Source organism: Streptomyces sp. NBC_00009, from assembly GCF_045040855.1.
In the GTDB taxonomy this organism is placed as follows: Bacteria; Actinomycetota; Actinomycetes; order Streptomycetales; family Streptomycetaceae; genus Streptomyces; species Streptomyces aureus.
Window position 1 is genome coordinate 3,952,336 of the sequence record NZ_CP108312.1, and the last position, 26,181, is coordinate 3,978,516.

The window sequence follows — 26,181 nt, forward strand, 5'->3', positions numbered from 1 at the left end:
GATAAGCACGACACGCGGCAGCCCGCGATGGTTGTGCGGCCTGCCGGGCCGCTAGCGGCCGAGGCGCCCGCGGACCATTCCGACCATCGAGTTGAGCTCTTCGATCCGCATGCGCCGGGCAGCGACATAAAAGACACCCAGCAGTACGGCCCCGCCCACGACCAGCGCTGCGATCGAACCCGCCGCGCCGCTGCCGAGCGCCCTCATGATCAGGAGACCGACCGCGCCACCGGCGACGGCCCCCGGGATCGAGGCCATGCAGAGGCGGGCGTACGTACGGATGACCTGTGCGCCGTCCAGGTCTCCGCCGAGACGCTTGCGCAGGCGCTGCCAGGCGACGCCCACACCGATCGCGTACGCGAGACCGTACGAGGCGGCCATGCCGACCACGGCCCACTGGGCGGGCAGCAGGAGGTAGGCGATCCCCGACGCGGCCGCGTTGACGGCGGCCACGATGACCGTGTTGTAGAAGGGCGTCCGGGTGTCCTCGTACGCGTAGAAGCCGCGCAGCACGACGTACTGCACGGAGTACGGGATCAGGCCGAGGCCGAACGCCATGAGGATGTAGCCCATGGAGCGGGCGCCGTCGGCGCCGCTGGACCCGAAGAGCAGGGTGCACATCGGCACGCCGAGGGCGACGAACATGAAGGCGACGGGGACGATCGCGACCGCGGAGGTGCGCAGGCCCTGCGAGATGTCGTCACGGACCGCTCCGGGGTCGCCGTCGTGGGCGGCGCGCGAGATCCGCGGCAGCATCGCCGCCATGACGGAGACGGTGATGATGGCCTGCGGCATGCCCCAGATCAGCTGGGCGTTGGAGTAACCCATGATGCCCGCGCCGGACTTGCCGGACGCCTTCCCGGCGGCGGTGGCGAGCTGGGTGACGACGAGGACGCCCGCCTGGTTGGCGAGGACGAACAGGACGGTCCACTTGGCGAGCTTGACCGCCTTGCCGAGGCCGTGGCCCTTCCAGTCGAAGCGCAGCCGGAACCGGAAGCCGGTCTCGCGCAGGTACGGGATCATCGCCAGCGCCTGCACCGTCAGACCGAGCAGGGTGCCGATGCCGAGCAGCCGGACACCGTCCGCGGGGATCGTGTCGACGTGCAGCTGAGAGTCTGCCGCGGTGCCGTAGACGTAGATGAACATGCCGAACGTGAAGATCATGACGATGTTGTTCAGGACCGGGGTCCACATCATCGCGCCGAACTTCCCGCGGGCGTTCAGGATCTGGCCCATGACCACGTGCACGCCCATGAAGAAGATTGTGGGCAGGCAGTAGCGGGCGAAGGTGACGGCGACGTTGTTCGCGTTCGGATCGTTGGCGATCCCCGTCGACATCAGCCGGATCAGGATTGGCGCCGCGAAGACGGCCACGGCGACGATCACGCCGAGCGCGACCATGACGAGTGTCAGCAGGCGGTTGGCGTAGGCCTCGCCGCCGTCCTCGTCCTCCTTCATGGACCGCACGAGCTGCGGCACGAACACCGAGTTGAGGCCGCCGCCGACGGTCAGGATGTAGATCATCGTCGGCAGGGTGTACGCCACCGTCCACGCGTCACCGAGCAGCGCGGAGCCGAGAGCCGCGGTGATGACCACGGTGCGTACGAAACCGGTGAGGCGTGAGACCAGGGTGCCCGCCGCCATGACGGCACTCGACTTCAGGAGGCCCGACGCGCGGCCCCCCTTGGTCGGGGCAGGGACAGGTGCGGGCGTGCCGCCCTGGACGGGAGGCTGAGCCGGTCCGGCGGTGGGCACCGGAACGCCGGAAGCGTCGGCCGGCGGACGGCCCCCGCCGTTGCTCTGCTGGTCACGGAAGAGATGCGCGAAGGCGTCGGGCTCGTGCTGCTCCTCGCTCGCCTGCGTCATCAGATCGTCGACGCCCAGGAACTGCGTGGTCCTGGCGTCGTCGCCGTAGGGAAGGAGCCGCGACGGGCCCTCCGGCTCGGGAGCGGGCGTCTGGGCCCACACGCGGGGGTCCGGGGGGTACTGGGCTGCGGGAGGCGGGTCGTAGAGCGGCTGAGGGGCCTCATAGGCGCCCGGAGGCGGCGGAGGGTGCGCGGCGCGGTCGTAGAGCGCCTCCGTCACCGGATCCTGGGCCGTGAGGTCCTGGGCCCGGTACGGATCCTGGTCGTAGGCGTCCTGGAGGTACGCGTCCTGCGGATACGCGTCCGGGGCTGGGTGGGGCGGCGGGACCTGGCCGGGCGCCCCCTGATGACCGGGGGGCGGGCCCCCGGCCGAGGCTGAGCCGCCCGGGCCCTGGCCACGGTCACTGTCGTACGGCGCGTTCATGGTTACCCCACCTCATCGTCCCCGGGCCCACGGCCACGACATCGCTCAACGGTCCACTCTCTCACCCGTGCCGGACGGGTCCGTGCTTTCCGGAGCGGTGTCCGGTGTCGGGTCACTCGGCTGCTCGGGGTCGCCTTCCCCGGGCTCGGAGCCCGACTCCCCGTTCTGACCGTCGTCAGGTCCCTCCTCGGCTCGTTGCGCCGAGGCGCGCTTGCGCTGTGTGTACATGCGGAACCCGGCGAGGACGAGGAGCAGGACGCCGCCGGCCATGACGAGCATCACGGTCGGGGTGATCTCGGTGACGTTCACGTCGAAGCGGACCTCGGGCCCGTAGGGCTGGCCGTCCTCCGTGTACAGCTGGGCGAAGACCGGGACCCTGCCGTTGGCGTTCGAGGTGGTGGTGAACTTCACCGACTGGCTGTGCCCGCCGGCGACCTTCACCCGACGCTCCGCGTACGGTCCGTCGCCGATCTTGAGGCGGGTGCCGTTCGTCGACGTGAGGCGCAGGACGAGGTGCTCGACGCCCTGCACCAGGTTGTTCTGGACCGTCACCGGGATCGTCGCGCTGCGCCCGGAGAGCTTCGCCTCGGACTTCTCGATGAGCCTGACCCGCTTGGTGAGCGCCGTGAGGTAGTCGGCGACTCCGTCGCGGTACGCCTGCGCCTCCGCGGGGCGGCCCCGCCAGGACGTGGACATCTGCCGGTCCATGGCCCGCCCGAACGGCGTCACCACGCGGGACGGGTCGGAGAGGATCACCTGGAAGTTGGTGAGCTTGGTCTGGGTGTCCTGGATCGCCTGGAAGGCCGACTGGGGCAGCTCCTGCTTGCGCAGGTACGAGGGGTAGGACCGGGAGGAGGGGACCCGGGTCGTCGCTTCGGGGTCGGGCTTCGCCTTCGTGGCTGCGGCCAGGTCCTCGGACTCCGACCAGCTGCTGTCCTGGTCGGCCTTGATCGCCTGAGCCATGGACTGCGCCTGGCTTGCGGACGGCATGCGCTGCGGCGCGACCACGATGTTGCGCTCGTCGTCCGGCTCCTGAAGGTTGATCGTCAGACTCTGCGCGAGGAACTGCTGCACGGCGAGCGTCGAGTTCTCGGCCTTCGTCATGTCGCCCTGGAAGGCTTCCGACAGCCGCGCGTCGGTCACCACGGCCGTCGTGCCGCTGCCGATCGGGCGGGCTGCCGACGGCGTGTACGGCAGGTTGTTCCGCTCCTGGAGGCTGTCGCTGCGGGCGATCACGGTGTCGGCGCCGGCGGACGTCGCGACATTGACGATGCTGGGGTCGATCGCGCCGTCGGCGGGCCAGGCGTAGCTCGTGTCCGGCTTGACGTGCAGGACCGTCTCCACGGTCGTGGTTGCCGCATCGGTGGCGTCCTTGAGGTGCCCGAGGGAGCCGGTCACCTTCGTGCCGTTGTGGGCCAGCGACGCGAGATCCGGGTCGGCGAAGGGGAGGGCGACGACCTTCTGGTCGGCGACGGCGTTCTTCAGGTCGTTCAGCCACTGCTTGGCGACCGCCTGATTCTTGCCGTTGATCTCGGTGCCGTCCGGCTTCTTGATCTTGTACGGCCTCGTCATGGCGTCGACCGAGGCGAGGAGGTCCGGGTCGACCACCCAGGTCACATCGAGGGCGGTGCCGAGGGACAGCATCTGCTGGAGGCGGCCGCCCGGAGCGATCTCCTTGGCGAGGCTGTCGTCATGGAAGATGCGCGTCTGCTGCTCGTCGGATCCCGTCTCGGCCGTGAGATGGGTCTGGGAGATGAGCGGCCACAGGTACGTCGTCTTCGTCTTCGTGTCCGCGGCCTCGGGCTGCCAGGGGAGGAAGGTCCGCTGGATGCCGAGCGTCTGCTGGTACGGCTGCGTCGCCGTCTGGCCGGTCAGGGCGACACCGAGCTGGTAGACGCCGTCGGCGCCGAGGTCCATCTCCTTGACGGGGACGGAGAGGCTGAAGCCCTGTGTCGCGCCGGGGGCCAGCTTGGAGATCTTCTTGGCGTACTTGCCGCCGATCTCCCTGCCGTCCGGCACTCCCCCCGCCGCGTGCCGGGAGGCGTTGTCGATCGAGGCCCGCCCACCGAGGGCAGAACCGAGGCGGAGCGCCACGTGGGCGTTCGTGACGGCCTGCTTGCTGTCGTTCGTGAGTGTGCCGGTGACGGTGACCGTGTCGCCGTCGGACGGTGCGCTCGGAGTGAGCGAGTTCACGGCGACATCGACGGTGCTCGTGCCGATCGCGTCGGCCGCAGGCGCTTGCGGGGAGGCGTATCCGGGGGAGCCGCCGAACAGGGTCAGGGCGGCCAGTAGAGGCGCTCCGGCGAGCAACGCCCCCGTGCGCCGCCGCCTTCGACGGGCAGGTGAGGGAGTCATCCCTTGGAAGTCTGCCGCCTCGGCCACGCGCTCGCCCGTCCCTCGTCGTCGTCAGTGGTCGTCGGATAGTCCACGCATGGTAACGAGGTGCGCTGTGGCGAAGTGCCGCGGACTGCTCCACATGATCGGAAGACAGGGTAGGGGGCATCGGGCAGGGCTCGCGCACACCCGCGGAAAACGAGGCGGAACCCTGGGCTCGGGCCACGTACCCTTTTCTGTTGTGCCGAACGCCAATGAAGACAATCCCAGTGCCCTGAGCCAGGTGCAGCGCCGCGCGGTGAGCGAGCTGCTGCGGGTGGCCCCTGTCGCCGACGACCTCGCCCGTCGATTCCAGGAGGCCGGGTTCTCTCTCGCCCTGGTCGGTGGCTCGGTCAGGGATGCGCTCCTCGGCAGGCTCGGCAACGATCTGGACTTCACCACGGACGCGCGTCCCGAAGATGTGCTCAAGATCGTCAGGCCTTGGGCGGATGCCGTGTGGGAGGTCGGGATCGCCTTCGGGACGGTCGGCTGTCAGAAGGACGGCTACCAGATCGAGGTCACCACGTACCGCTCCGAGGCGTACGACAGGACCTCGCGCAAGCCGGAGGTCTCGTACGGCCACTCCATCGAGGAAGACCTCGTGCGTCGCGACTTCACGGTGAACGCGATGGCCGTGGCCCTGCCGGAGAAGGAGTTCATCGACCCGCACGGCGGGCTCGATGACCTCGCTGAGCGCGTGCTGCGTACGCCCGGAACCCCGGAGGAGTCCTTCTCCGACGATCCGCTGCGGATGATGCGCGCCGCACGGTTCGCCGCGCAGCTGGACTTCGAGGTGGCCCCCGAGGTCGTCAAGGCCATGAAGGACATGGCCGACCGCATCGAGATCGTCTCCGCGGAGCGGGTGCGGGACGAGCTGAACAAGCTGATCCTCTCCGCGCACCCGCGCGAGGGTCTCACCCTCCTTGTGGACACGGGCCTCGCCGGCCATGTCCTTCCCGAGCTGCCCGAGCTGCGCCTTGAGCGGGACGAGCACCACCGGCACAAGGACGTCTACGACCACACGCTGATCGTCCTCGAGCAGGCGATGGCGCTGGAGTCGGACGGCCCGGATCTCGTGCTCCGTCTCTCGGCCCTGCTGCACGACATCGGCAAGCCGAGGACGCGGCGCTTCGAGGACGACGGCCGGGTCTCCTTCCACCACCACGAGGTGGTGGGCGCCAAGATGACGAAGAAGCGCATGACGGCGCTGAAGTACTCGAACGAGCTCGTGAAGGACGTCTCGCGACTGGTCGAGCTGCACCTGCGCTTCCACGGATACGGCACCGGCGAGTGGACCGACTCCGCGGTCCGCCGGTACGTCCGTGACGCGGGTCCGCTGCTGGACCGCCTGCACAAGCTGACCCGCTCCGACTGCACGACGCGCAACAAGCGGAAGGCCAATGCGCTGGAGCGTGCGTACGACGGCCTGGAAGAGCGCATCGCGCGGCTCAAGGAGCAGGAGGAGCTGGACTCGATCCGTCCCGACCTCGACGGCAATCAGATCCAGGAGATCCTGGGCATCAAGCCCGGGCCGGCGATCGGGCAGGCGTACAAGTTCCTGCTGGAACTGCGGCTCGAGAACGGGCCGATGGAGCATGATGCGGCTGTGGCGGCGCTCAAGGAATGGTGGGCGGCGCAGAGCTGAAGCCCAAGAGCGCGGCTCCATGTTTCACGTGAAACATGGAGCCGCGCTCTTGGATCTGAGCGGTGTTGGCGTGGATGGTCTATCCCCACCGAGTGGTGATGGACCATCCGGCCGTCGCGTTGTTCTTCTCCGCTACACGTTCTTAAGGGAGTAGTCGACAAGCCTGCCGTAGATGTTGGCCGTCATCGACTGCTTCTTGTCGATCTGCCAAACGCTCCCTCGGTAGCCCACGCTGCCTTCCCAGACAACCGAGGCAGTCGCGTTGTGGCCGTGGGTGCAAGGATGTCCCCTCCTGCAGAAGCCCCACTGGCCCAGGCCCTTCTTCGGGGTGCCCTTGGAGATGGAAATGACACCGGAGAGGTTCTTCTTGCCGGCGTCTGCGTAGTTCGCTTTGGTGATGTCCCGCCCGTTGCTGTGGAAGTTCACCCACAACTTGAGCTTGATGATCTTCACGCCGTGGATCTTCATGTAGGTGGTGTACGACACCGTGTGATTGCCCCGGGGGAGCGGCCTGCTCGCGGCCGTGGAGAGGCCACTGACGGTGCGCTGGCGGCCAATGGTGACGTCGCCGTTGTGCAGGGACGTCGAGTCGCTGGCGTTGCGGGAATAGGCAGAAATGCCACTTCCCTGATCCGTTGCCCGGTCAAGGAACGTCTTGAGCACGGCGGGGTCGTGGAGATACCCGACGAACTTGTTCTGCTCACTCCGCGTCAGCCGCTGGAAGGCTGTGAGGGCATCAGCGGCCCCCTCTTCATGTGAGTGGCGGAGGTACGTGGTGTACGCGGCAGGGCTGGCGGCCGGGTCGCTCTGCCTGGCCTCGGTCTGGCCGGACTTGGCGGCGGATGCCTGTGATGCTGTGCCGGCAAGAATTGCGAGGGTGCCGAGCGCTGCAGCTATCCCTTGCGTGGTGCGATTCTTCATGCGCGTCCCCGATTTCTGGAGTGTAGATACTCCCTTTTGTCGTGCTCGGATTGGTCATCTCCGTGCACGAGTAGGATCATTTCCTCCAAGCTCGTTGATTTTCAAGGCAGTTGAGGTTTTTCAGAGCAAAGGTGTTCGACGCGTAGGGCGTGGTCCGATCTGACCTCAGCGGGCGTCAGCCCGGGCCAGAACGGCTGCGATTGCTGCGTAGATGATCGCCACTGTGAGCACCAGCGGGACCGACTGTCCGTCAGGAGGCAGCATCAGTGCGGCCACTGCGGCCGCGCCGACGAACGCGACGTTGAACAGCACGTCGTAAACGGAGAAGATCCGGCCACGGAAGCCGTCGTTCACCGAGGACTGCACGACCGTGTCGGTGGCGATCTTCGCGCCCTGGGTCGTCAGGCCCAGGACGAAGGCGGCGGCCATCATGGGGGCAGGTGCGAACGGAAGCCCGAGGGCGGGTTCGAGGACGGCTGCCGCCCCCGCGCAGACGGTGATCCACCCGGCGGGTCCCAGCCGCCCCGCGGCCCAGGGCGTGACCACGGCGGCGGCGAAGAATCCCGCCCCCGAGATCGCCACGGCGACACCCAGCAGGGCCAGTCCGTCGGACTCCGTGGACGACCAGGAGTAGCGGCAGAGCATGAGGACCATGACCGTCAGCGCCCCGTAGCAGAACCGCATCAGCGTTATGGCGGCCAGGGCGCGGGCGGCTGGGGGGCGGGCGGTTAGATGGCGCACGCCCGAGACCAGCCCCTGCGCCGTACCGCTGAGCGCTGTCCGCAAGCCTGGCCGCACCAACTCCGCGTCCGGACCGAGCAGTTCCGCGGACATGGGCAGGGAGGCTAGCGCCGCGCACAGGTAGAGGGCAGCCCCGACCAGCACCACGAGGGCGTCGGAGTCCGAGATGAGCAGACGGACGGCGAACGCGAGTCCGCCGCCCAGCGTGGCGGCGAGGGTGCCCGCGGTCGGCGAGACGGAGTTCGCCATCACCAGGCGCTCGGCGTCGACCAGGCGCGGCATGGCGGCGGAGAGCCCGGAGAGGATGAACCGGTTGACGCCGGTGACGCACAGGGCGGAGGCGTAGAAGAGCCAGTCCGGCGCATCGCTGAGCATCAGGACGGCCGTCAAGGATGCCAGGACGGTCCGCAGGAGGTTGCCGTAGAGGAAGACCTGGCGGCGGCGCCAGCGGTCGAGGAGGACGCCCGCGAACGGGCCGACGACCGAGTACGGGAGAAGCAGTACGGCCATGGCCGAGGCGATGGCGCCGGCCGAAGTCTGTTTCTCCGGCGAGAACACCACGTAGGTGGCCAGCGCGACTTGGTAGACGCCGTCCGCGCCCTGGGAGAGCAGCCGCAGCGCCAACAGGCGCCGGAAGTCCCTCAAGCGCAGGAGTACGCGCAGGTCACGGACGACAGCCATGGGGCCCAGCCTCACATACGGGAAAGATCCCCGGGCGCACGCCATGTGCATCCGGGGACCTCAACAGCCCACAAGGAGAGGCGCGTTACCGCTGGTACGCGCCGCACTGTGTGTGGTTAGCGCTCGACCTCGCCCTTGATGAACTTCTCGACGTTCGCGTAGGCCTCGTCGTCGAAGTACTGAACCGGCGGGGACTTCATGAAGTACGAGGACGCGGAGAGGATCGGGCCGCCGATGCCGCGGTCCTTGGCGATCTTTGCGGCGCGCAGGGCGTCGATGATGACACCCGCGGAGTTCGGGGAGTCCCAGACCTCGAGCTTGTACTCCAGGTTCAGCGGAACGTCACCGAAGGCGCGGCCCTCGAGGCGGACGTAGGCCCACTTGCGGTCGTCGAGCCACTGGACGTAGTCCGACGGGCCGATGTGGACGTTCTTCTCGCCCAGGTCGCGGTCGGGGATCTGCGAGGTGACGGCCTGCGTCTTCGAGATCTTCTTGGACTCCAGGCGCTCGCGCTCGAGCATGTTCTTGAAGTCCATGTTGCCGCCGACGTTCAGCTGCATGGTGCGCTCGAGACGGACACCGCGGTCCTCGAACAGCTTCGCCATGACGCGGTGCGTGATGGTGGCGCCGACCTGGGACTTGATGTCGTCACCGACGATCGGCACGCCCGCCTCGGTGAACTTGTCCGCCCACTCCTTGGTGCCGGCGATGAAGACCGGAAGGGCGTTGACGAACGCGACCTTGGCGTCGATGGCGCACTGCGCGTAGAACTTCGCGGCGTCCTCGGAACCGACGGGCAGGTAGCAGATCAGAACGTCGACCTGCTTGTCCTTCAGGACCTGGACGACGTCGACCGGGGCCTCGGGGGACTCCTCGATGGTCTGGCGGTAGTACTTGCCCAGGCCGTCGTGGGTGTGGCCACGCTGGACGGTCACGCCCGTGTTGGGCACGTCGCAGATCTTGATGGTGTTGTTCTCGCTGGCACCGATGGCGTCGGAGAGGTCGAGGCCGACCTTCTTCGCGTCGACGTCGAAGGCGGCGACGAACTCGATGTCGCGGACGTGGTAGTCGCCGAACTGGACGTGCATCAGGCCCGGGACCTTGGCGTCCGGGTCAGCGTCCTTGTAGTACTCGACGCCCTGGACCAGCGAGGCGGCGCAGTTGCCCACGCCGACGATGGCTACGCGAACCGAACCCATTCCGGTTGCTCCCTGTGTGTATCGGTGAAACCCCGAATGGGCCTCACGTGGCGGTGTCGTCGGACGGATCCGGCCGGGTGCTGTCCCGGTGCCGGGGCAGGCCGCCCGTCTCTCCAGATGTGTCCTGCTGAGCTGCGTCGGAGGGGTCGGATCGCCGCTGATCCCGCCCCGCCCGCTCGCTCTCGATGAGCTCGTTCAGCCAGCGCACTTCGCGCTCCACGGATTCCATTCCGTGCCGCTGGAGCTCAAGGGTGTAGTCGTCAAGGCGTTCCCGGGTGCGGGCGAAGGAGATGCGCATCTTTTCGAGGCGCTCCTCGAGACGGCTGCGACGGCCTTCGAGCACGCGCATGCGTACGTCACGCGAGGTCTGCCCGAAGAAGGCGAACCGCGCGGCGAAGTGCTCGTCCTCGTAGGCGTCGGGACCGGTCTGCGAGAGCAGGTCCTCGAAGTGCTCCTTACCTTCCGCCGTCAACCGATAGACGATCTTGGCGCGACGCCCTGCGAGTGGTGCGGCGAGGGCGTCCTCGGGTGTGCTCCCCGATTCCTCGATCAACCAGCCGCTTACGACCAGCGTCTTGAGGCAGGGGTAGAGGGACCCGTAGCTGAAGGCGCGGAAGACCCCCAGCGATGTATTGAGTCGTTTCCGCAGCTCGTAGCCGTGCATCGGGGACTCGCGGAGCAGTCCGAGGACGGCGAACTCGAGGATGCCGGAACGTCGGCTCATCGTCGCCTCCTCCTCTGCCGCGGTCGGTGTCACGACCTCTTACGGACTCTTTATGCCGAGCTGATGTATCGACTCGATACATCACGACGATAGAACGGCCCCACGGATGGGACAAGAGGGATCACGGTGAACGGCGTCACATCACCGATTCATACCAAGCAAGTTGCCTGATTTGGGGTGAACTTCACCCCTAGGCGGGTTTTGGCGGTGCGTAGTCTGTCCGCCATGCAGACCGCCGGGAACCAAGTGACGCCTGTGGGCGTCGTTGTCCCCGGTGCATTGCGGGTGAGTGCCAGAAGGGGCGCATCCGTATTTCGGGGGGACCGGAAACCAGCCGCCGTTTCCAGGCGCGTATCTCCGCGCCTGCCCGAGGAGTAGTCGTTCGATGAGCGAGCACCGTCGCAAACCGCCGCAGCCACAGGGCGGCGGACGTGCCGCGGCCCGTCGCGGCACGTCCGGCGCATCGCCGGGCCGTCGCGCGGCACCGCGTGACGCCACCGGATCACCTTCTGATGCATATGGAACGCCGGGGTCCACAGGATCGTCCGGCTCGACGGGCGACGACCGCCCGTACGGCGGCCGCGCGGAAGCGCGCCGAGCCGCGCAACGCAGCGCCGGAGGGAGCCGCAGGAAGGCTCCCGACGGCGGTGGCGGCCGCGGAGGCGGCGGCCGCCGTGGCGGAGGAGGCCCCGAGGGGTCGGGTGGACCCGGGCGCGGCAGGGGCCGCGGGCCCTCCCGGCCGCAGAAGAAGAGGTTCATCGACTACCCGCGCTCCGACAAGTACGGAGTGCACCGCTGGCTGCCGTCCTGGCGCCTGGTGACGGGTCTGTTCGTCGGCCTCTGCGGCAGCCTCATGGCCGCGGCGGGCATCGGGTACGCCCTGGTGGACGTCCCGAAAACGGCGGACACGGCCAAGGCCCAGAACAACGTCTACTACTGGGCCAACGGCAAGCAGATGGTCGCGACCGGTGGCGAGACGAACCGGCAGATCATCAAGTACGAACAGATCCCCGAGGCCATGCGGTACGCCGTCATGTCCGCCGAGAACAAGACGTTCGAGACGGACAAGGGCGTCGACCCCATGGGCATCGCCCGCGCGTTCGTCAACATGGCCAAGGGCGGCCAGACGCAGGGCGGCTCGACCATCACCCAGCAGTACGTGAAGAACGCGATGCTCGACGACCAGTCGCAGACGATCTCGCGCAAGGTCAAGGAGCTGTTCGTCTCCATAAAGGTGGGCCGTACGCAGCCCAAGGAGAAGGTGATGGCCGGCTACCTGAACACCGCGTACTACGGACGCGGTGCCTACGGGATCCAGGCGGCTGCCCGCACGTACTTCAACGAGGACGCCTGGAAGCTGAACGCGAGCCAGTGCGCATTCCTGGCATCCGTGCTCAAGGGTGCGACGTACTACGACCCCGCCGGTGCGCCGGAGATCGACCCGGTCGAGGCGACGCCCGCAAAGAACAGGGCGCGCGCGGAGAAGCGCTGGCGCTGGATCCTCAACGAAGAGGTCAAGGACAAGCGTCTTGATGCCGCTAAGCGGGCGACCTTCCAGGACTTCCCCACGCTGCAGAGCCCGCGGTCCAACCCCTCGCTGGGTGGCCAGACCGGCTACCTCGTGGACCTCGCCAAGGCCTACGTCATCAACAACAGTCACGGCAAGATCACTGCCCTCGACCTGCAGAAGGGCGGCTACGAGATCCACACCACCTTCGACAAGAAGAAGGTGGACAAGCTCGAAGCGGCCGTGAAGAAGGTCCGCAAGGAGAACATCAACGACAAGCTCCGCCCGAAGACGGACAAGTACGTCCAGTTCGGCGGCGCCTCGGTGAACCCCACGAGCGGTGCGATCGAGGCCATCTACGGCGGTGTCAACGCGACGACGCACTACACGAACAACGCCGACCAGACCGGTGCGCAGGTGGGCTCGACCTTCAAGCCGTTCGTGCTGGCCGCGGCGATGAGGGACGGGGTTCGCGACCCCAAGGGGGTCGAGAACCAGGGTGAAGGCGAGCGCACCCCGGTCTCCCCGAAGAGTCTCTACAGCGGCCAGAACAAGCTGAAGATCAAGAAGTACAACGGCGAGGTCTGGACGGACAAGGACGGCAAGGAGTGGCTCCAGAAGAACGACGGCGGGCAGTCCTACAACCGGCCGACCTACCAGATCGACCTTCGTGAGGCGATGCGGGAGTCCGTGAACTCCGCCTATGTCCAGCTGGGCATGGACGTGGGTCTGGACAAGGTGAAGCAGGCCGCCAGCGACGCGGGTATCAAGGACAGCAGTTTCGCCAGTGCCAACTACCCGTCCTTCTCCCTGGGCACCTCCGACCCGAGCGCGATCCGTATGGCCGGCGCCTACGGCACGTTCGCGGCCAGCGGGCAGCGGAACGATCCGTTCTCGGTGACGTCGGTCGACCACGCAGGTGAGACGGTCTACCGGCACCCGAAGGCGCCGGTCAGGGCCTTCCAGCCGGCGGTCGCGGACAACGTCACCGACGTCCTGAGGACCGTCGTCGACAAGGGAACGGGTACCAACGCGAAGCTGCCCGACCGCCAGGTCGCGGGCAAGACCGGTACGACCGACGGCAACAAGTCCGCCTGGTTCGTGGGGTACACCCCGCAGCTGTCGACGGCGATCACGATGTACCGGATGGACGACGACGAGAACAGCAAGAAGCGCGAGTTCTTGGAGATGTACGGCACGGGTAACCAGGAGAAGATCCACGGAGCCTCGTTCCCGTCCGAGATCTGGCACGACTACATGATGGAGGCCCTCAAGGGAGTGGCGCCGGAGGCGTTCCCCACTCCCGAGCCCATCGGTTCGATCGTCGGCGCCACCCCGAGCCCGAGCATCACTCCCTCGGCGACTCCTTCTCCCTCGGCGTCGGAATCGGTGGAACCGTCGCCCAGCCAGTCCTCCCCCGGCCCGTCGCCATCGACCAGTGAGTCCTGCAGCAGCTGGTCGTGGAACTGCAACAACAACGGCGGAACGTCGAACGGTGGCACTGGCGGGACGCCCACGGGCGGCACCGACGGAGGTGTCACCAGCTCGCCGTCGTCGCCAACAGGCGGCAACGGCGGCAGCAACGGAAACGGCAACGGAGGGATCTTCGGAGGCCCAGCGGGTTAGCCGAAGCTGATTTCACGCCGCGTGTTTCACGTGAAACGCTGCGTGTTCCACGTGAAACAGTGCGTGATGCACGCCAAGTGAGGGCCGCCGCACCGACCGGGTGCGGCGGCCCTCGCCCCGTTCTCAGGTGCGTACGGCAGGATGTGCGGCATGCCCAGTGCAGAGACGACGCGCACGCATGTGCAACAGGCGGACCCGGTACGGCCGACCAAGGAGGACGCGGTCGCCGCAGCGGGGAGCGAGCTGATCGGCGGACCGATCGGACGATGGGCGCTGCTCGGGAGTTCCTGGTGGACGCCCGTACGCGTCATCGCGCTGGTGATGATCGGCATGTTCGCGCTGGGGATGGTGCAGAAGTTCCCCTGCTACGACGGCGCGTGGTTCTTCGGCGCCAGTTCGCAGTACACGCACGCCTGCTACTCGGACATCCCGCACCTCTACCAGGGGCGGGGCTTCGCCGACGGCCTGGTGCCCTACTTCGACAAGCTGCCCGGCGACATGGACTACCTCGAGTACCCGGTACTGACCGGCGTATTCATGGAGGTCGCGTCCTGGCTGACTCTGGGCGGCGGCTCCATCCAGCACCTGGAGAAGGTCTACTGGATGGTCAACGCGGGGATGCTGATGATCTGCGCGGTGGCGATCGCCATCTGCGTGACCCGCACCCACCGGCGACGCCCCTGGGACGGCCTTCTGGTCGCCCTCGCGCCCGCGTTCGCGCTGACCTCCACCATCAACTGGGATCTGCTCGCCGTGGCCCTCACAGCGGCCGCGATGCTGATGTGGTCGCGCGGCCGGTCGGTCGCCTTCGGTGTCCTGCTGGGCCTGGCCACGGCCGCGAAGTTCTATCCGTTCCTGGTGCTCGGCCCGCTGCTGTTGCTCTGCTGGCGCGCCGGACGCTGGCGGGACTTCGGGAAGGCCCTGGCCGGCTCGGTGGGCGCGTGGCTCGTTGTGAACCTGCCGGTGATGCTGCTCGCCCCCGAGGGTTGGTCGAAGTTCTACCGCTTCAGTCAGGAGCGCGGCGTCGACTTCGGGTCCATCTGGCTGATCATCCAGCAGCGGTGGAACGCGCAGATCAGCCCCGACGATGCCAACACCTACGCGATGGTGCTGATGGTCCTGGCCTGCCTGGGCATCGCCGCACTCGCCCTCACCGCACCACGCCGGCCCCGCCTCGCGCAGCTCGCTTTCCTGGTCATCGCCGCGTTCATCCTCACCAACAAGGTCTACTCGCCGCAGTACGTCCTGTGGCTGATCCCCTTCGCGGCCCTCGCCAGGCCGCGCTGGCGGGACTTCCTGATCTGGCAGGCCTGCGAGGTCGCGTACTTCCTGGGGATCTGGATGTACCTCGCGTACACCACGAGCGGTGACAAGCACCGGGGGCTGCCCACGGACGGCTACCACCTCGTCATCCTCATCCACCTGCTGGGCACGCTCTATCTGTGCGCGGTGATCGTCCGCGACATCCTGATGCCGGAACGGGACGTGGTCAGACGCTCCGGGGACGACGATCCGTCGGGCGGTGTCCTGGACGGAGCGCCGGACGTGTTCGTGCTCGGATACGCCGCCCATCCCCCGCGGCACGCGGTACACAACGAGGAGCGGCCGCAAGTGAGTTGGGGCTGGGGCAAGGACGAGGAGCGTTCGCTCTGAGCGAACGCACGAAAGGGCCGGACACCGTGATGGTGTCCGGCCCTTCCGTTTGTCCGTAGGACTCGACGTGTCCTGAGCCTCGGTCAGCGGTCGAGGATCCGGTCGAACTGCGTGGTGGTGTGCCGCAGATGGGCCACGAGCTCCTCGCCCACCCGGGGCTCGGGGGCGTCGGACGGTACGAAGAGGATCGAGACCTGCATGTGCGGGGGCTCCGCGAACCAGCGCTGCTTGCCGCCCCAGACGAACGGCGACAGGTTCCGGTTGACGGTCGCGAGGCCGGCGCGGGCCACGCCCTTGGCGCGCGGCATGACGCCGTGCAGCGCCTTGGGAGCCTCCAGGCCCACGCCGTGCGACGTACCGCCGGCGACGACCACGAGCCAGCCGTCCGAGGCGACCTTCTGCTGGCGGTAACCGAAGCGGTCGCCCTTGGCGACGCGGGTGACGTCCAGGATCGCGCCGCGGTACTCGGTCGCCTCGTGGTCGCCCAGCCAGAGCCTCGTACCGATGCGCGCCCGGAACCGGGTCTGCGGGAACTGCTGCTGAAGGCGGGCGAGTTCCTGGGCCTTGAGGTGGCTGACAAACATCGTGTGCAGCGGCAGCCTGGCCGCGCGCAGACGGTCCATCCAGCCGATGACCTCCTCGACGGCGTCGGAGCCGTCGGTGCGGTCCAGGGGCAGGTGGATCGCGAAGCCCTCGAGCCGGACGTCCTCTATGGCGGAGTGGAGCAGGGGCAATTCCTGCTCGCTCACGCCGTGCCGCTTCATCGAGGACATCACCTCGACGACGACGCGGGCGCCGACGAGGCCGTGCACGCCGTCGACGGAGGAGACGGAGCGGATCACACGGTCGGGCAGCGGCACGGGCTCCTCGCCCCGCCGGAACGGGGTCAGGACCAGCAGGTCACCGCTGAACCAGTCCTTGATCCGGGCGGCTTCGTAGGTCGTGCCGACGGCGAGGACGTCCGAGCCGAAGCGGGTGGCCTCGTCCGCGAGCCGTTCGTGGCCGAAGCCGTAGCCGTTGCCTTTGCAGACCGGGACGATCCCCGGAAACTGCTCGAGCACGTGCTTGTGGTGTGCCCGCCAGCGCGCGGTGTCGACGTAGAGCGTGAGCGCCATGGCCGGTCCCGGAACCTTTCTCGTGGCTGCGGTGTATCAGAGGTATGAAGAAGCTTTGGAGCTACGTGAATTGTGCAGGGTCCGCCCGGGCCGTGTGGACCAGGCGGACCGGGAGGGGCTCAGCGCCGCGACATGTAGATGTCGAGGGCCTTGTGCAGCAGCTTGTTGAGCGGGAAGTCCCACTCGCCGAGGTACTCGGCAGCCTGCCCACCGGTGCCCACCTTGAACTGGATCAGACCGAAGAGGTGATCCGACTCGTCGAGCGAGTCGCTGATGCCGCGCAGGTCGTAGACCGTCGCGCCGAGCGCGTAGGCGTCGCGGAGCATCCGCCACTGCATCGCGTTCGAGGGCCTGACCTCACGGCCGATGTTGTCGGAGGCTCCGTAGGAGTACCAGACGTGCCCCCCGACCACGAGCATCGTCGCCGCCGACAGGTTCACCCCGTCGTGGCGGGCGAAGTACAGCCGCATGCGGTTGGGGTCCTCGCTGTTGAGGGCCGTCCACATGCGCTGGAAGTACGACAGCGGGCGGGGCCGGAAGTGGTCGCGCACAGCCGTGATCTCGTAGAGACGCTGCCACTCGGCGAGGTCCTGGTAGCCGCCCTGGACGACCTCGACGCCGGCCTTCTCGGCCTTCTTGATGTTGCGGCGCCAGAGCTGGTTGAAGGCCTTGTGTACGTCCTCGAGGGAGCGGTTGGCCAGCGGCACCTGGAAGACGTAGCGGGGCTGGACGTCGCCGAAGCCGGCGCCGCCGTCCTCGCCCTGCTGCCAGCCCATGCGGCGGAGCTTGTCGGCGACCTCGAAGGCACGCGGCTCGATGAAGTCGGCCTCGATGTCGCGCAGGCGCTTGACGTCCGGGTCCTGGATGCCCTTCTTGATCGACGTGGCCTCCCAGCGCCGGATGATCACCGGCGGGCCCATCTTCACGGAGAAGGCGCCCTGCTGCTTGAGGTGCGCCAGCATCGGACGCATCCAGTCGTCGAGGTTCGGAGCGAACCAGTTGATGACCGGGCCCTCGGGCAGATAGGCGAGATAGCGCTTGATCTTGGGCAGCTGCCGGTACAGGACCAGGCCCGCGCCGACCATCTCGCCGGTCCGCTCGTCGAACCATCCCAGGCTCTCGGAGCGCCACTCCGCCTTCACATCAGCCCATGCCGGAACCTGCATGTGGCTAGCCGAGGGCAGGCTCTGGATGTATGCCAGATGCTGCTCTCGGCTGATGGTCCTCAGGGTCAGGCTCATTCGGGGCGCTCCTCGGGCTGGTGTGTCCCCATGGGTACAAGGGCTCCGGCTCTCGCGCCGAAGCCTACTGCGCCCTGGGAGCGCCCCGAATGGGCCTATGGAAGCTTCGCGGGCCGTCAGCCGATGACACCGCCGAACAGGCCGCCGTGGGCCATGCCGATGAAGAAGCCGATCGCCGAGGCGCCGAGGCCCAGGATGAGACCGAAGCGCTCGCGCGTCGTCACCGAGATGAACTGGCCGTACGCGCCGGTCAGGATGCCGATCAGCCCTGCCCAGGAGCTGAGCAGGTGGAGGCCGCTGAAGAGCGAAGAGATGATGGCGATCGCCCCGAGAACCATCGCCACCGCGACAAACGAGTCCTGGAGGGGATGGGGCTTCCCGTCCGTGGCGAAGAGAGATGTCGTGGTGTTGGGTCGCATTGCCTGTGCCATGTGGCACCTCCTGCGGAAGGCGGCGCATAGTAGCGCCATACACACCCGATGTGTACAGATTGTGCCCTCTCGCGGGCGGATTTCAACCGGAAGCCGTGGTGCGGGTAGTCTGTACCGTCTGCACCGGTGTCTGCTCATGCCCTGACCAGGGATCCCCGCCAGCGGGGGCCCGATTGTCAGTGGTCGCCGATACCGTTGCGTACGCATCACGACCCTCCTGCCACGGAACGACCGTGGCCGCTGAGTCCAAAGGAGGTGGGTTCCACATGCGTCACTACGAAGTGATGGTCATCCTCGACCCCGATCTCGAGGAGCGCGCTGTCTCCCCGCTGATCGAGAACTTCCTTTCTGTTGTCCGTGAGGCCAACGGAAAGGTTGAGAAGGTCGACACCTGGGGCCGTCGTCGTCTCTCGTACGAGATCAAGAAGAAGCCCGAGGGCATCTACTCGGTCATCGACCTGCAGGCCGAGCCTGCGGTCGTCAAGGAGCTCGACCGCCAGATGAACCTGAACGAGTCGGTCCTCCGGACCAAGGTCCTCCGTCCCGAGACCCACTGAGCTTCCTAGCTCAGCGGCACTCGGGTTTCGAGTAGCAGCAAGCAGCCAGCAGCAAACCCGCCGAGAGGTTCCCCCATGGCAGGCGAGACCGTCATCACGGTCGTCGGCAATCTTGTCGACGACCCCGAGCTGCGCTTCACCCCTTCCGGTGCGGCGGTCGCGAAGTTCCGTGTCGCGTCCACTCCGCGCACCTTCGACCGTCAGACGAACGAGTGGAAGGACGGCGAGAGCCTGTTCCTGACCTGCTCGGTCTGGCGTCAGGCGGCGGAGAACGTCGCGGAGTCGCTCCAGCGAGGCATGCGCGTCATCGTGCAGGGCCGGCTGAAGCAGCGGTCCTACGAGGACCGTGAGGGCGTCAAGCGCACGGTCTACGAGCTGGACGTCGAGGAAGTCGGCGCCAGCCTGAAGAACGCCACGGCCAAGGTCACCAAGACCACCGGTCGCGGTGGCCAGGGCGGATACGGCGGCGGTGGCGGCGGCCAGCAGGGCGGCGGCAACTGGGGCGGTGGCTCCGGTGGCGGTCAGCAGCAGGGCGGCGGCGGTGCTCCCGCCGACGACCCCTGGGCGACCGGTGCGCCGGCCGGCGGCGGCCAGCAGGGCGGCGGAGGCGGCTGGGGCGGAAACTCCGGCGGTTCCTCCTCCTCTTCCGGCGGCGGCTACTCGGACGAGCCCCCCTTCTAGGCCTCAGGGCCAAGGGGTGGGCCGTACCCACACTTCTTGATCACACAGGAGAAACACCATGGCGAAGCCGCCTGTGCGCAAGCCTAAGAAGAAGGTCTGCGCTTTCTGCAAGGACAAGGTCACGTACGTGGACTACAAGGACACGAACATGCTGCGGAAGTTCATTTCCGACCGCGGCAAGATCCGTGCCCGCCGCGTGACCGGCAACTGCACGCAGCACCAGCGTGACGTCGCCACGGCCGTGAAGAACAGCCGTGAGATGGCGCTGCTGCCCTACACGTCCACCGCGCGATAAGGAAAGGGTGACCGACTAATGAAGATCATCCTGACCCACGAGGTCTCTGGCCTCGGCACCGCCGGCGACGTCGTCGACGTCAAGGACGGGTACGCCCGCAACTACCTGGTCCCGCGTGGTTTCGCGATCCGCTGGACCAAGGGTGGCGAGCAGGACGTGGCGCAGATCCGCCGCGCCCGCAAGATCCACGAGATCGCGACCATCGAGCAGGCCAACGAGATCAAGGCCCGCCTCGAGGGCGTCAAGGTCCGCCTGGCCGTCCGCTCCGGCGACGCCGGTCGTCTCTTCGGTTCCGTCACCCAGGCTGACGTCGCTTCGGCGATCGAGACCGCTGGTGGCCCGAAGGTCGACAAGCGCCGCGTCGAGCTGGGCTCGCCGATCAAGACGCTGGGCGCCCACGAGGCGACCGTGCGTCTGCACCCCGAGGTTGCCGCCAAGGTCAGCGTCGAGGTCGTCTCCGCCTAAGCACTGCGCTTGGCAGAGCTGAAGCAAACGTTGGGCCGCACCCCTCGGGGTGCGGCCCAACGCGTTTCACAGTCACCGTTTCACGTGAAACCGGGTCAGCGCGTGGCGCCTGTGACGATCCAGCGGCCGGAGCGAGAGCGCAGCCACAGGGTCAGCATGCGCACGGTCATCATCAAAGTCATCGCGCCCCACAGAGCGGTGAGCCCACCTCCGAAAACCGGCACCAGCAGGGCGACCGGCGTGAAGACCGCCAGGGTCGCGAGCATCGCCCAGGCGAGATACGGACCGTCTCCCGCTCCCATCAGGACTCCGTCGAGAACGAAGACGATGCCGCAGATGGGCTGGGAGAGCGCGACCATCAGGAGAGCGGGCAGCGCCACGCTCTGCACTGCCTGATCATTCGTGAACAGCGGAATGAAGAGCGGTCGCGAGACGATCACCAGGAGTCCGAGGACGACCCCTGCGGCGATGCCCCACTGCACCATGCGGCGACAGGCATCCCGTGCGCCCTGGGCGTCGTCCGCTCCGAGGTAGCGTCCGATGATGGCCTGGCCCGCGATGGCGATGGCGTCGAGCGCAAAGGCCAGCAGGCTCCACAGGGAGATGATGATCTGGTGCGCGGCGATGTCCGCGTCTCCGAGCCGGGCTGCGACCGCGGTGGCGATCATGAGGATCGCGCGCAGCGAGAGGGTGCGGACGAGCAGCGGTGCGCCTGCCTGGGCGCAGGCTCGTATCCCGGCGGCGTCGGGGCGCAGGGAAGCGCCGTGACGACGGGCCCCGCGTACGACGACGACAAGATAGACGCCGGCCATGGCGAGCTGGGCGGTGACGGTGCCCCAAGCGGACCCTGCGATGCCCAGGCCGGCGCCGTAGACGAGCCCCGCGTTGAGCGCGCCGTTGGCGACGAAGCCTCCGACTGCGACATAGAGCGGAGTCTTGGTGTCCTGGAGGCCACGGAGGACTCCTGTCGCCGCGAGGACGACGAGCATCGCGGGGATGCCGAGCGAGGAGATCCGCAGATAGGTGATCGCATAGGGCGCCGCGGTGTGCGAGGCACCGAACAGTTCGACGAGCGCTGGGGCTGTGGGCAGGACGATGGCGATGACCGCGGCGCCGAGCAGTAGGGCGAGCCAGATCCCGTCCATGCCCTGACGGATCGCGGACTGGAGATCTCCGGCGCCGACGCGGCGGGCCACCGCGGCCGTGGTCGCGTAGGCCAGGAAGACGAAGACGCTGACGGCGGTCATCAGGAGGGGAGAGGCGACAGCGAGACCGGCCAGTTGGGCGGTCCCCAGATGGCCGACGATGGCGCTGTCGGCCATCACAAAAAGAGGCTCGGCGACGAGCGCGCCGAAGGCGGGGACGGCCAGCGCGACGATCTCGCGGTCATGCCGCCGCCGGGCGGCCTTGGACGCCGCGGGAGCCTGTGTCATGAGCACCAATGTAATCTTCCACAGGTAAGAGATGCAACCGCCTTTGAGCCCTTACTTTGCAGCCTCTCGGGCGTGGCGTCACGCACCGTTTACAGGGATCTTGAGCCGACGGGGAAAGTATTTTTCCTGCACAGCCGGTGGACGGGAAAGTCGCAGGTCAGGCACGCTTCTGCGCGTCTCCTGAGGGCTTGTTCACAGGGCTGTCCACCGTGTCGTGCACAGGTTTTGCGGAGTTCTCCACAGCGAGAGGCCCTTCATCCACACCGCCTGTGGATAACCAGATTGGCTGAAGGTGCCGAGGGGCCTACCGTGGTGCGGCGCCCGCCACGATTTCAGGCCTCGGAAACGTCATGAACCGACGCGTCAGAACCGGAGTCGGGTCCCCATATTTGTCAGTGTCGTGCCGTAAGAAAGAGGGCACGGCGAGGTCCGCACGGCGGACTGGAGGAGGTGGCCCGGTGAGTATCTCCGAGCCTTTGGACGACCCCTGGGCCGACAGCGGTCCCAGTGACCGTCTGCCTGCTTCCCGCCAGCGTGGCAGCGGTGGGCGGGGGCGCGAGGAGCAGCACGACCGCGGTGGCGACGGCGGCTGGGACGACGGAGCTCCGTCCTTCGAGCGGGTGCCGCCCCAGGACCTCGATGCCGAGCAGTCCGTCCTCGGTGGCATGCTCCTGTCGAAGGACGCGATCGCCGACGTCGTCGAGGTGATCAAGGGGCACGACTTCTACCGCCCCGCGCACGAGACGATCTTCACCGCGGTTCTCGACCTGTACGCGAAGGGCGAGCCGGCCGACCCGATCACGGTCGCGGCCGAGCTCACCAAGCGTGGCGAGATCACCAAGGTCGGTGGCGCATCGTATCTGCACACCCTCGTCCAGACGGTTCCGACGGCGGCGAACGCCGAGTACTACGCCGAGATCGTCCACGAGCGTGCGGTCCTGCGTCGGCTCGTCGAGGCGGGCACGCGCATCACGCAGATGGGATACGCGGCCGACGGCGACGTCGACGAGATCGTGAACAGTGCGCAGGCCGAGATCTACGCGGTCACCGAGCAGCGCACCAGCGAGGACTACCTGCCGCTCGGCGACATCATGGAGGGCGCGCTCGACGAGATCGAGGCGATCGGCTCCCGTAGCGGTGAGATGACCGGTGTGCCCACCGGATTCACGGACTTCGACTCCCTGACGAACGGCCTGCACCCCGGCCAGATGATCGTCATCGCCGCCCGTCCCGCCATGGGTAAGTCCACACTGGCGCTCGACTTCGCCCGTGCCGCCTCGATCAAGCACAACCTGCCCAGCGTCATCTTCTCCCTGGAAATGGGCCGCAACGAGATCGCGATGCGTCTGCTGTCCGCGGAGGCACGGGTCGCGCTGCACCACATGCGCTCCGGCACCATGACGGACGAGGACTGGACCCGGCTCGCGCGCCGGATGCCCGAGGTCTCGGCGGCACCGCTCTACATCGACGACTCCCCGAACCTGTCGATGATGGAGATCCGCGCGAAGTGCCGGCGCCTCAAACAGCGCAATGACATCAAGCTCGTGATCATCGACTACCTGCAGCTGATGCAGGCCGGTGGTTCGAAGCGTTCCGAGAGCCGTCAGCAGGAAGTCTCGGACATGTCGCGAAACCTGAAGCTCCTCGCCAAGGAGCTGGAAGTGCCGGTCATCGCGCTCTCGCAGCTGAACCGTGGCCCCGAGCAGCGTACGGACAAGAAGCCGATGGTGTCCGACCTGCGTGAATCCGGCTCGATCGAGCAGGACGCGGACATGGTGATCCTGCTGCACCGCGAGGACGCCTACGAGAAGGAGTCGCCCCGCGCCGGCGAGGCGGACATCATCGTGGGCAAGCACCGTAACGGTCCGACGGCGACGATCACGGTTGCCTTCCAGGGTCACTACTCGCGCTTCGTGGACATGGCGCAGACCTGATCCCCCACGACCTGGTCCCACCCGGCCTGGACCTGCGTGCTCTGAACGTGCACGCTCTGGACCTGCTCGGGCCCGGATCTGTCGGCCCAAAAAGCGGTCGACGCCCGGCGCCCGGCGGGGTGGACTTGGGGCATGACAACATCCCCCGAAGAACTTCTGCCCGCGACGCGCCGAGCTCTGTTGCACCGCATCGCCACCGCTCAGGCGGAAGGTCGATCGCCTTCGCTGGTGGCCGCGGTCGTGCGTGACGGTCAGCTGGTGTGGAGCGATGGGCGTACCTGTGTGGACGGGCATGCTCCGGACGAGGACGTGCAGTACCGGATCGGCTCGATCACCAAGACGTTCACGGCCGTGCTGGTGCTGAGGCTGCGGGACGAGGGGGTGCTCGACCTCGGAGACCCACTGGAGAAGCATCTGCCGGGCACCGGCGCCGGTCAGGTCACCATCGCCGAACTCCTGGCGCACACCGGTGGGTTGGCGGCCGAGACCCCCGGGCCGTGGTGGGAGCGTTCGTCGTCCTCGTTGCGTCCCGAGCTTGCCGATGTGCTGGGCGAGGAGCCGTTCCGGCATCCGGTCGGCAAGCAGCATCACTATTCCAACCCCGGCTACACGTTGCTGGGTTCGCTGGTCGAGGCGTTGCGCGGTGCTCCGTGGGAGGACGTCCTGCGCCGCGAGGTCCTGGAGCCGCTCGGTCTGCACCGGACGAGCGGGCAGCCGCAGGCCCCGTACGCCGGTGGCTGGGCCGTGCACCCTTGGGCCGATGTGATGTTGCCGGAGCCCGCGGAGGACCTGGGGCTGATGGCTCCGGCGGGACAACTCTGGTCGACGGCGGCGGACTTGGGGCGGTTCGCTGTGTTCCTGATGGAGGGTGACGACCGGGTTCTGAGTGCGCAGTCCGTACGCGAGATGCGCACGCCCGCGGCACCCACACTGCCGGGGGACTGGGACTCCTCGTACGGCCTCGGTCTGCAGCTGGCACGGAGGAACGGCCGGGTGCTGGTCGGGCACGGCGGTTCGCTGCCCGGGTTCGTGGCGGGGCTGTGGCTGAGCGAGGAGGACAGCCTGGCCGCGGTCACGCTCGCCAACTGCACGTCAGGCGTTCCCGCATCGACGGTCAGTACGGACCTTCTCCGTATCGTCGCCGAGGCCGAGCCGGGCATCCCTGAGCCGTGGCGGCCCCTGCCGGAGGTCGATGCGGCGGTGCTGGAGCTCGCCGGGCCCTGGTACTGGGGGACGCAGAGTACGGTGCTACGGCTGACGGCCGACGGGGGCGTCTCGCTCGGGCCGCTGACGGGTGGGGTGCGGGACTCGCGATTCCGCCCGAACGGCGACGGAACCTGGACGGGACTGGACGGCTACTACGCGGGGGAGCTCCTGCGCGTCGAGCGCCGGCCCGACAGGTCGGTGAGCCATCTCGATCTCGGATCGTTCGTCTTCACGCGTGAGCCGTACGAGAAGGGGGCGCCGGTTCCCGGCGGGGTGGACCCGGAGGGCTGGCGGGGGCTTCCGCGTTCCTAGCTGATCTCGTTCCTGGTCAGCTTCGCTCTCCCGGTCGGCCTCGATCCAGGTCGGCATGGTGAAGGGGCCGGGTGGTCGTCTGTTTCACGTGAAACAGACGACCACCCGGCCCCTCGGTGTTGTCAGAGCTGGAGCTTGAAGCCCACATGTGAGGCCTCGAAACCCAGTCGCTCGTAGAAGCGGTGGGCGTCGGTACGGGTGGCGTCGGACGTCAGCTGCACCAAATGGCAGTTCTGACGGCGGGATTCGTCCACGGCCCACTCGATGAGCAGCGTGCCGAGCCCGCTGCCACGTTCGTCCGCGTGGATGCGGACGCCCTCGATGATCGAGCGCGTGGAGCCCTTGCGTGACAGCCCGGGGATGACGGTGAGCTGAAGGGTGCCGACAGTGCGCCCCTCGCGCACGGCGACGACCAGGTGCTGGTTGGGGTCCCCGGCGATGCGCGCGTGCGCCTCGAGATATGGCGTGAGGTCCTCCGGTGACTCGCGGCTGGCGCCCAGAGGGTCGTCCGCCAGCATCGCCACGATGGCCGGGACGTCGGCGGCCACGGCAGGCCGTATCTCAAGATCTCCCATGGCCCGCAGCCTATGCGGCCATGGCGTCGTCGGTCCCGGACTGCCTTGCGAGCCGTCGGCGTCGCCGAGGCGATGCCTCAGGCCGGGACGCGTACGGCTTCCACCGCGCGGACCAGCGGGGCGAGTTCAGGGTTCTTCGCCGCCTCGTCGAGTGCCTCGCGCAGGGCGGTGTCATTGGTGGGCCGCGCATCGGCGAGCAGAGCCAGGCCTGCCTCGCTCACGTCCGTGTAGATGCCGCGTCGGTCGGTGGGGCAGAGGTAGCGGGCGAGTAGGCCGCGGTCCTCAAGGCGCGTCACCAGGCGCGTGGTGGCGCTCTGGCTGAGGACGACGGCGTCCGCGACCTGCTTCATCTGCAGGTGACCGCCTTCACCGTCGTGCTGACGGCTGAGGACATCGAGCAGCGAGTACTCCCGCACGCTCAGATCGTGCTTGGCCTGCAGAGCGCGCTCGATGTGGGTCTCGATCCTCCCGTGGAGCAGGGAGAGAGCGCACCAGCCCTGGGCCAGGGCGGTGAGTGCGGGGTCTGTGGCGGTCATGGCTCTAGTTCCTCCGTCCCGAAGCGGCTGAACCCAGGATA

The 26,181-nt window shown here is 67.8% G+C and carries 21 protein-coding genes; 9 read left to right on the plus strand and 12 right to left on the minus strand.

Annotation, left to right across the window (positions count from 1 at the left end; all coding sequences use genetic code 11):
* Positions 1-51: 51 nt before the first annotated feature.
* On the minus strand, positions 52-2,289 hold the full coding sequence (gene murJ, locus OHA58_RS17835; protein WP_405479831.1) for a murein biosynthesis integral membrane protein MurJ: 2,238 nt from the start codon (positions 2,287-2,289) through the stop codon (positions 52-54).
* A gap of 45 nt (positions 2,290-2,334) precedes the next feature.
* Entirely contained in the window at positions 2,335-4,671 is a 2,337-nt protein-coding gene (locus OHA58_RS17840; protein ID WP_405479833.1) for a DUF6049 family protein, read from the minus strand.
* Positions 4,672-4,864: 193 nt separating this feature from the next.
* Between OHA58_RS17840 and OHA58_RS17845 the strand changes: the two genes are divergently transcribed.
* A complete protein-coding gene (locus OHA58_RS17845; protein WP_405479835.1) occupies positions 4,865-6,307 on the plus strand; it encodes a CCA tRNA nucleotidyltransferase in 1,443 nt (480 codons plus the stop codon).
* 132 nt (positions 6,308-6,439) lie between these two features.
* Here the strand turns inward: OHA58_RS17845 and OHA58_RS17850 are convergent, their stop codons facing one another.
* The 4 genes from OHA58_RS17850 to OHA58_RS17865 all read right to left on the minus strand — a co-directional run bounded on the left by OHA58_RS17850 (position 6,440) and on the right by OHA58_RS17865 (position 10,573).
* Positions 6,440-7,228, minus strand: coding sequence for a hypothetical protein (locus tag OHA58_RS17850; RefSeq protein WP_405479837.1), 789 nt, complete (start codon positions 7,226-7,228; stop codon positions 6,440-6,442).
* A 165-nt stretch (positions 7,229-7,393) separates the two neighbouring features.
* On the minus strand, positions 7,394-8,650 hold the full coding sequence (locus tag OHA58_RS17855; RefSeq protein WP_405479839.1) for an MFS transporter: 1,257 nt from the start codon (positions 8,648-8,650) through the stop codon (positions 7,394-7,396).
* Between the two features lie 116 nt (positions 8,651-8,766).
* The gene (locus OHA58_RS17860; protein WP_326712107.1) at positions 8,767-9,849 is read right to left on the minus strand and encodes an inositol-3-phosphate synthase; all 1,083 of its coding nucleotides are present in this window, start codon (positions 9,847-9,849) and stop codon (positions 8,767-8,769) included.
* A 43-nt stretch (positions 9,850-9,892) separates the two neighbouring features.
* A complete protein-coding gene (locus OHA58_RS17865; protein ID WP_376255334.1) occupies positions 9,893-10,573 on the minus strand; it encodes a helix-turn-helix transcriptional regulator in 681 nt (226 codons plus the stop codon).
* A gap of 385 nt (positions 10,574-10,958) precedes the next feature.
* On the opposite strand from OHA58_RS17865, the gene OHA58_RS17870 reads away from it, so the two are divergent.
* Complete coding sequence (locus tag OHA58_RS17870; protein ID WP_405479842.1) at positions 10,959-13,706, plus strand: transglycosylase domain-containing protein; 2,748 nt, start codon at positions 10,959-10,961, stop codon at positions 13,704-13,706.
* Positions 13,707-13,847: 141 nt separating this feature from the next.
* Positions 13,848-15,359: a glycosyltransferase family 87 protein gene (locus OHA58_RS17875; RefSeq protein ID WP_405479844.1), complete on the plus strand. Its 1,512-nt coding sequence runs from the start codon at positions 13,848-13,850 to the stop codon at positions 15,357-15,359.
* 83 nt (positions 15,360-15,442) lie between these two features.
* On the opposite strand, the gene OHA58_RS17880 is transcribed toward OHA58_RS17875, so the two are convergent.
* The 3 genes from OHA58_RS17880 to OHA58_RS17890 form a co-directional block, all read right to left on the minus strand.
* Entirely contained in the window at positions 15,443-16,474 is a 1,032-nt protein-coding gene (locus OHA58_RS17880) for an alanine racemase (RefSeq protein ID WP_266562329.1), read from the minus strand.
* A gap of 119 nt (positions 16,475-16,593) precedes the next feature.
* On the minus strand, positions 16,594-17,715 hold the full coding sequence (femX, locus tag OHA58_RS17885; protein WP_227296028.1) for a peptidoglycan bridge formation glycyltransferase FemX: 1,122 nt from the start codon (positions 17,713-17,715) through the stop codon (positions 16,594-16,596).
* 116 nt (positions 17,716-17,831) lie between these two features.
* On the minus strand, positions 17,832-18,146 hold the full coding sequence (locus tag OHA58_RS17890) for a hypothetical protein (protein WP_405479847.1): 315 nt from the start codon (positions 18,144-18,146) through the stop codon (positions 17,832-17,834).
* A gap of 266 nt (positions 18,147-18,412) precedes the next feature.
* Here OHA58_RS17890 and rpsF point away from each other — a divergent pair, with 266 nt between their 5' ends.
* The 4 genes from rpsF (at position 18,413) to rplI (ending at position 20,144) form a co-directional block, all read left to right on the plus strand.
* Complete coding sequence (gene rpsF / locus OHA58_RS17895; protein ID WP_052578287.1) at positions 18,413-18,703, plus strand: 30S ribosomal protein S6; 291 nt, start codon at positions 18,413-18,415, stop codon at positions 18,701-18,703.
* Between the two features lie 75 nt (positions 18,704-18,778).
* The gene (locus OHA58_RS17900) at positions 18,779-19,384 is read left to right on the plus strand and encodes a single-stranded DNA-binding protein (RefSeq protein WP_405479849.1); all 606 of its coding nucleotides are present in this window, start codon (positions 18,779-18,781) and stop codon (positions 19,382-19,384) included.
* Positions 19,385-19,442: 58 nt separating this feature from the next.
* On the plus strand, positions 19,443-19,679 hold the full coding sequence (rpsR, locus tag OHA58_RS17905) for a 30S ribosomal protein S18 (RefSeq protein ID WP_003949403.1): 237 nt from the start codon (positions 19,443-19,445) through the stop codon (positions 19,677-19,679).
* 18 nt (positions 19,680-19,697) lie between these two features.
* On the plus strand, positions 19,698-20,144 hold the full coding sequence (gene rplI, locus OHA58_RS17910; protein ID WP_116512098.1) for a 50S ribosomal protein L9: 447 nt from the start codon (positions 19,698-19,700) through the stop codon (positions 20,142-20,144).
* 95 nt (positions 20,145-20,239) lie between these two features.
* On the opposite strand, the gene OHA58_RS17915 is transcribed toward rplI, so the two are convergent.
* Entirely contained in the window at positions 20,240-21,577 is a 1,338-nt protein-coding gene (locus OHA58_RS17915; protein WP_405479851.1) for an MATE family efflux transporter, read from the minus strand.
* Between the two features lie 458 nt (positions 21,578-22,035).
* Between OHA58_RS17915 and dnaB the strand changes: the two genes are divergently transcribed.
* Together dnaB and OHA58_RS17925 are read left to right on the plus strand one after the other, a co-directional pair.
* The gene (gene dnaB / locus OHA58_RS17920) at positions 22,036-23,511 is read left to right on the plus strand and encodes a replicative DNA helicase (RefSeq protein WP_266672310.1); all 1,476 of its coding nucleotides are present in this window, start codon (positions 22,036-22,038) and stop codon (positions 23,509-23,511) included.
* Between the two features lie 132 nt (positions 23,512-23,643).
* Positions 23,644-25,029, plus strand: a complete 1,386-nt coding sequence (locus OHA58_RS17925) for a serine hydrolase domain-containing protein (protein WP_405479854.1) — start codon at positions 23,644-23,646, stop codon at positions 25,027-25,029.
* 122 nt (positions 25,030-25,151) lie between these two features.
* Here the strand turns inward: OHA58_RS17925 and OHA58_RS17930 are convergent, their stop codons facing one another.
* Both OHA58_RS17930 and OHA58_RS17935 read right to left on the minus strand, forming a co-directional pair.
* Positions 25,152-25,604, minus strand: coding sequence for a GNAT family N-acetyltransferase (locus OHA58_RS17930; protein WP_405479856.1), 453 nt, complete (start codon positions 25,602-25,604; stop codon positions 25,152-25,154).
* A gap of 77 nt (positions 25,605-25,681) precedes the next feature.
* Positions 25,682-26,140, minus strand: coding sequence for a MarR family winged helix-turn-helix transcriptional regulator (locus tag OHA58_RS17935; RefSeq protein ID WP_116512102.1), 459 nt, complete (start codon positions 26,138-26,140; stop codon positions 25,682-25,684).
* Between the last annotated feature and the right edge of the window lie 41 nt (positions 26,141-26,181).

What these genes read in the sequence shown, in the direction of transcription:
- rpsR (WP_003949403.1), top strand. Translation starts at nt 19,443, where the DNA reads ATGGCGAAGCCGCCTGTGCGCAAGCCTAAGAAGAAGGTCTGCGCTTTC.
- OHA58_RS17915 (WP_405479851.1), bottom strand. Translation starts at nt 21,577, where the DNA reads ATGACACAGGCTCCCGCGGCGTCCAAGGCCGCCCGGCGGCGGCATGAC.
- OHA58_RS17930 (WP_405479856.1), bottom strand. Translation starts at nt 25,604, where the DNA reads ATGGGAGATCTTGAGATACGGCCTGCCGTGGCCGCCGACGTCCCGGCC.
- OHA58_RS17860 (WP_326712107.1), bottom strand. Translation starts at nt 9,849, where the DNA reads ATGGGTTCGGTTCGCGTAGCCATCGTCGGCGTGGGCAACTGCGCCGCC.
- OHA58_RS17850 (WP_405479837.1), bottom strand. Translation starts at nt 7,228, where the DNA reads ATGAAGAATCGCACCACGCAAGGGATAGCTGCAGCGCTCGGCACCCTC.
- rplI (WP_116512098.1), top strand. Translation starts at nt 19,698, where the DNA reads ATGAAGATCATCCTGACCCACGAGGTCTCTGGCCTCGGCACCGCCGGC.
- OHA58_RS17865 (WP_376255334.1), bottom strand. Translation starts at nt 10,573, where the DNA reads ATGAGCCGACGTTCCGGCATCCTCGAGTTCGCCGTCCTCGGACTGCTC.
- OHA58_RS17900 (WP_405479849.1), top strand. Translation starts at nt 18,779, where the DNA reads ATGGCAGGCGAGACCGTCATCACGGTCGTCGGCAATCTTGTCGACGAC.
- rpsF (WP_052578287.1), top strand. Translation starts at nt 18,413, where the DNA reads ATGCGTCACTACGAAGTGATGGTCATCCTCGACCCCGATCTCGAGGAG.
- OHA58_RS17855 (WP_405479839.1), bottom strand. Translation starts at nt 8,650, where the DNA reads ATGGCTGTCGTCCGTGACCTGCGCGTACTCCTGCGCTTGAGGGACTTC.
- murJ (WP_405479831.1), bottom strand. Translation starts at nt 2,289, where the DNA reads ATGAACGCGCCGTACGACAGTGACCGTGGCCAGGGCCCGGGCGGCTCA.
- OHA58_RS17880 (WP_266562329.1), bottom strand. Translation starts at nt 16,474, where the DNA reads ATGGCGCTCACGCTCTACGTCGACACCGCGCGCTGGCGGGCACACCAC.
- OHA58_RS17875 (WP_405479844.1), top strand. Translation starts at nt 13,848, where the DNA reads ATGTGCGGCATGCCCAGTGCAGAGACGACGCGCACGCATGTGCAACAG.
- femX (WP_227296028.1), bottom strand. Translation starts at nt 17,715, where the DNA reads ATGAGCCTGACCCTGAGGACCATCAGCCGAGAGCAGCATCTGGCATAC.
- OHA58_RS17925 (WP_405479854.1), top strand. Translation starts at nt 23,644, where the DNA reads ATGACAACATCCCCCGAAGAACTTCTGCCCGCGACGCGCCGAGCTCTG.
- OHA58_RS17870 (WP_405479842.1), top strand. Translation starts at nt 10,959, where the DNA reads ATGAGCGAGCACCGTCGCAAACCGCCGCAGCCACAGGGCGGCGGACGT.
- OHA58_RS17935 (WP_116512102.1), bottom strand. Translation starts at nt 26,140, where the DNA reads ATGACCGCCACAGACCCCGCACTCACCGCCCTGGCCCAGGGCTGGTGC.
- OHA58_RS17890 (WP_405479847.1), bottom strand. Translation starts at nt 18,146, where the DNA reads ATGGCACAGGCAATGCGACCCAACACCACGACATCTCTCTTCGCCACG.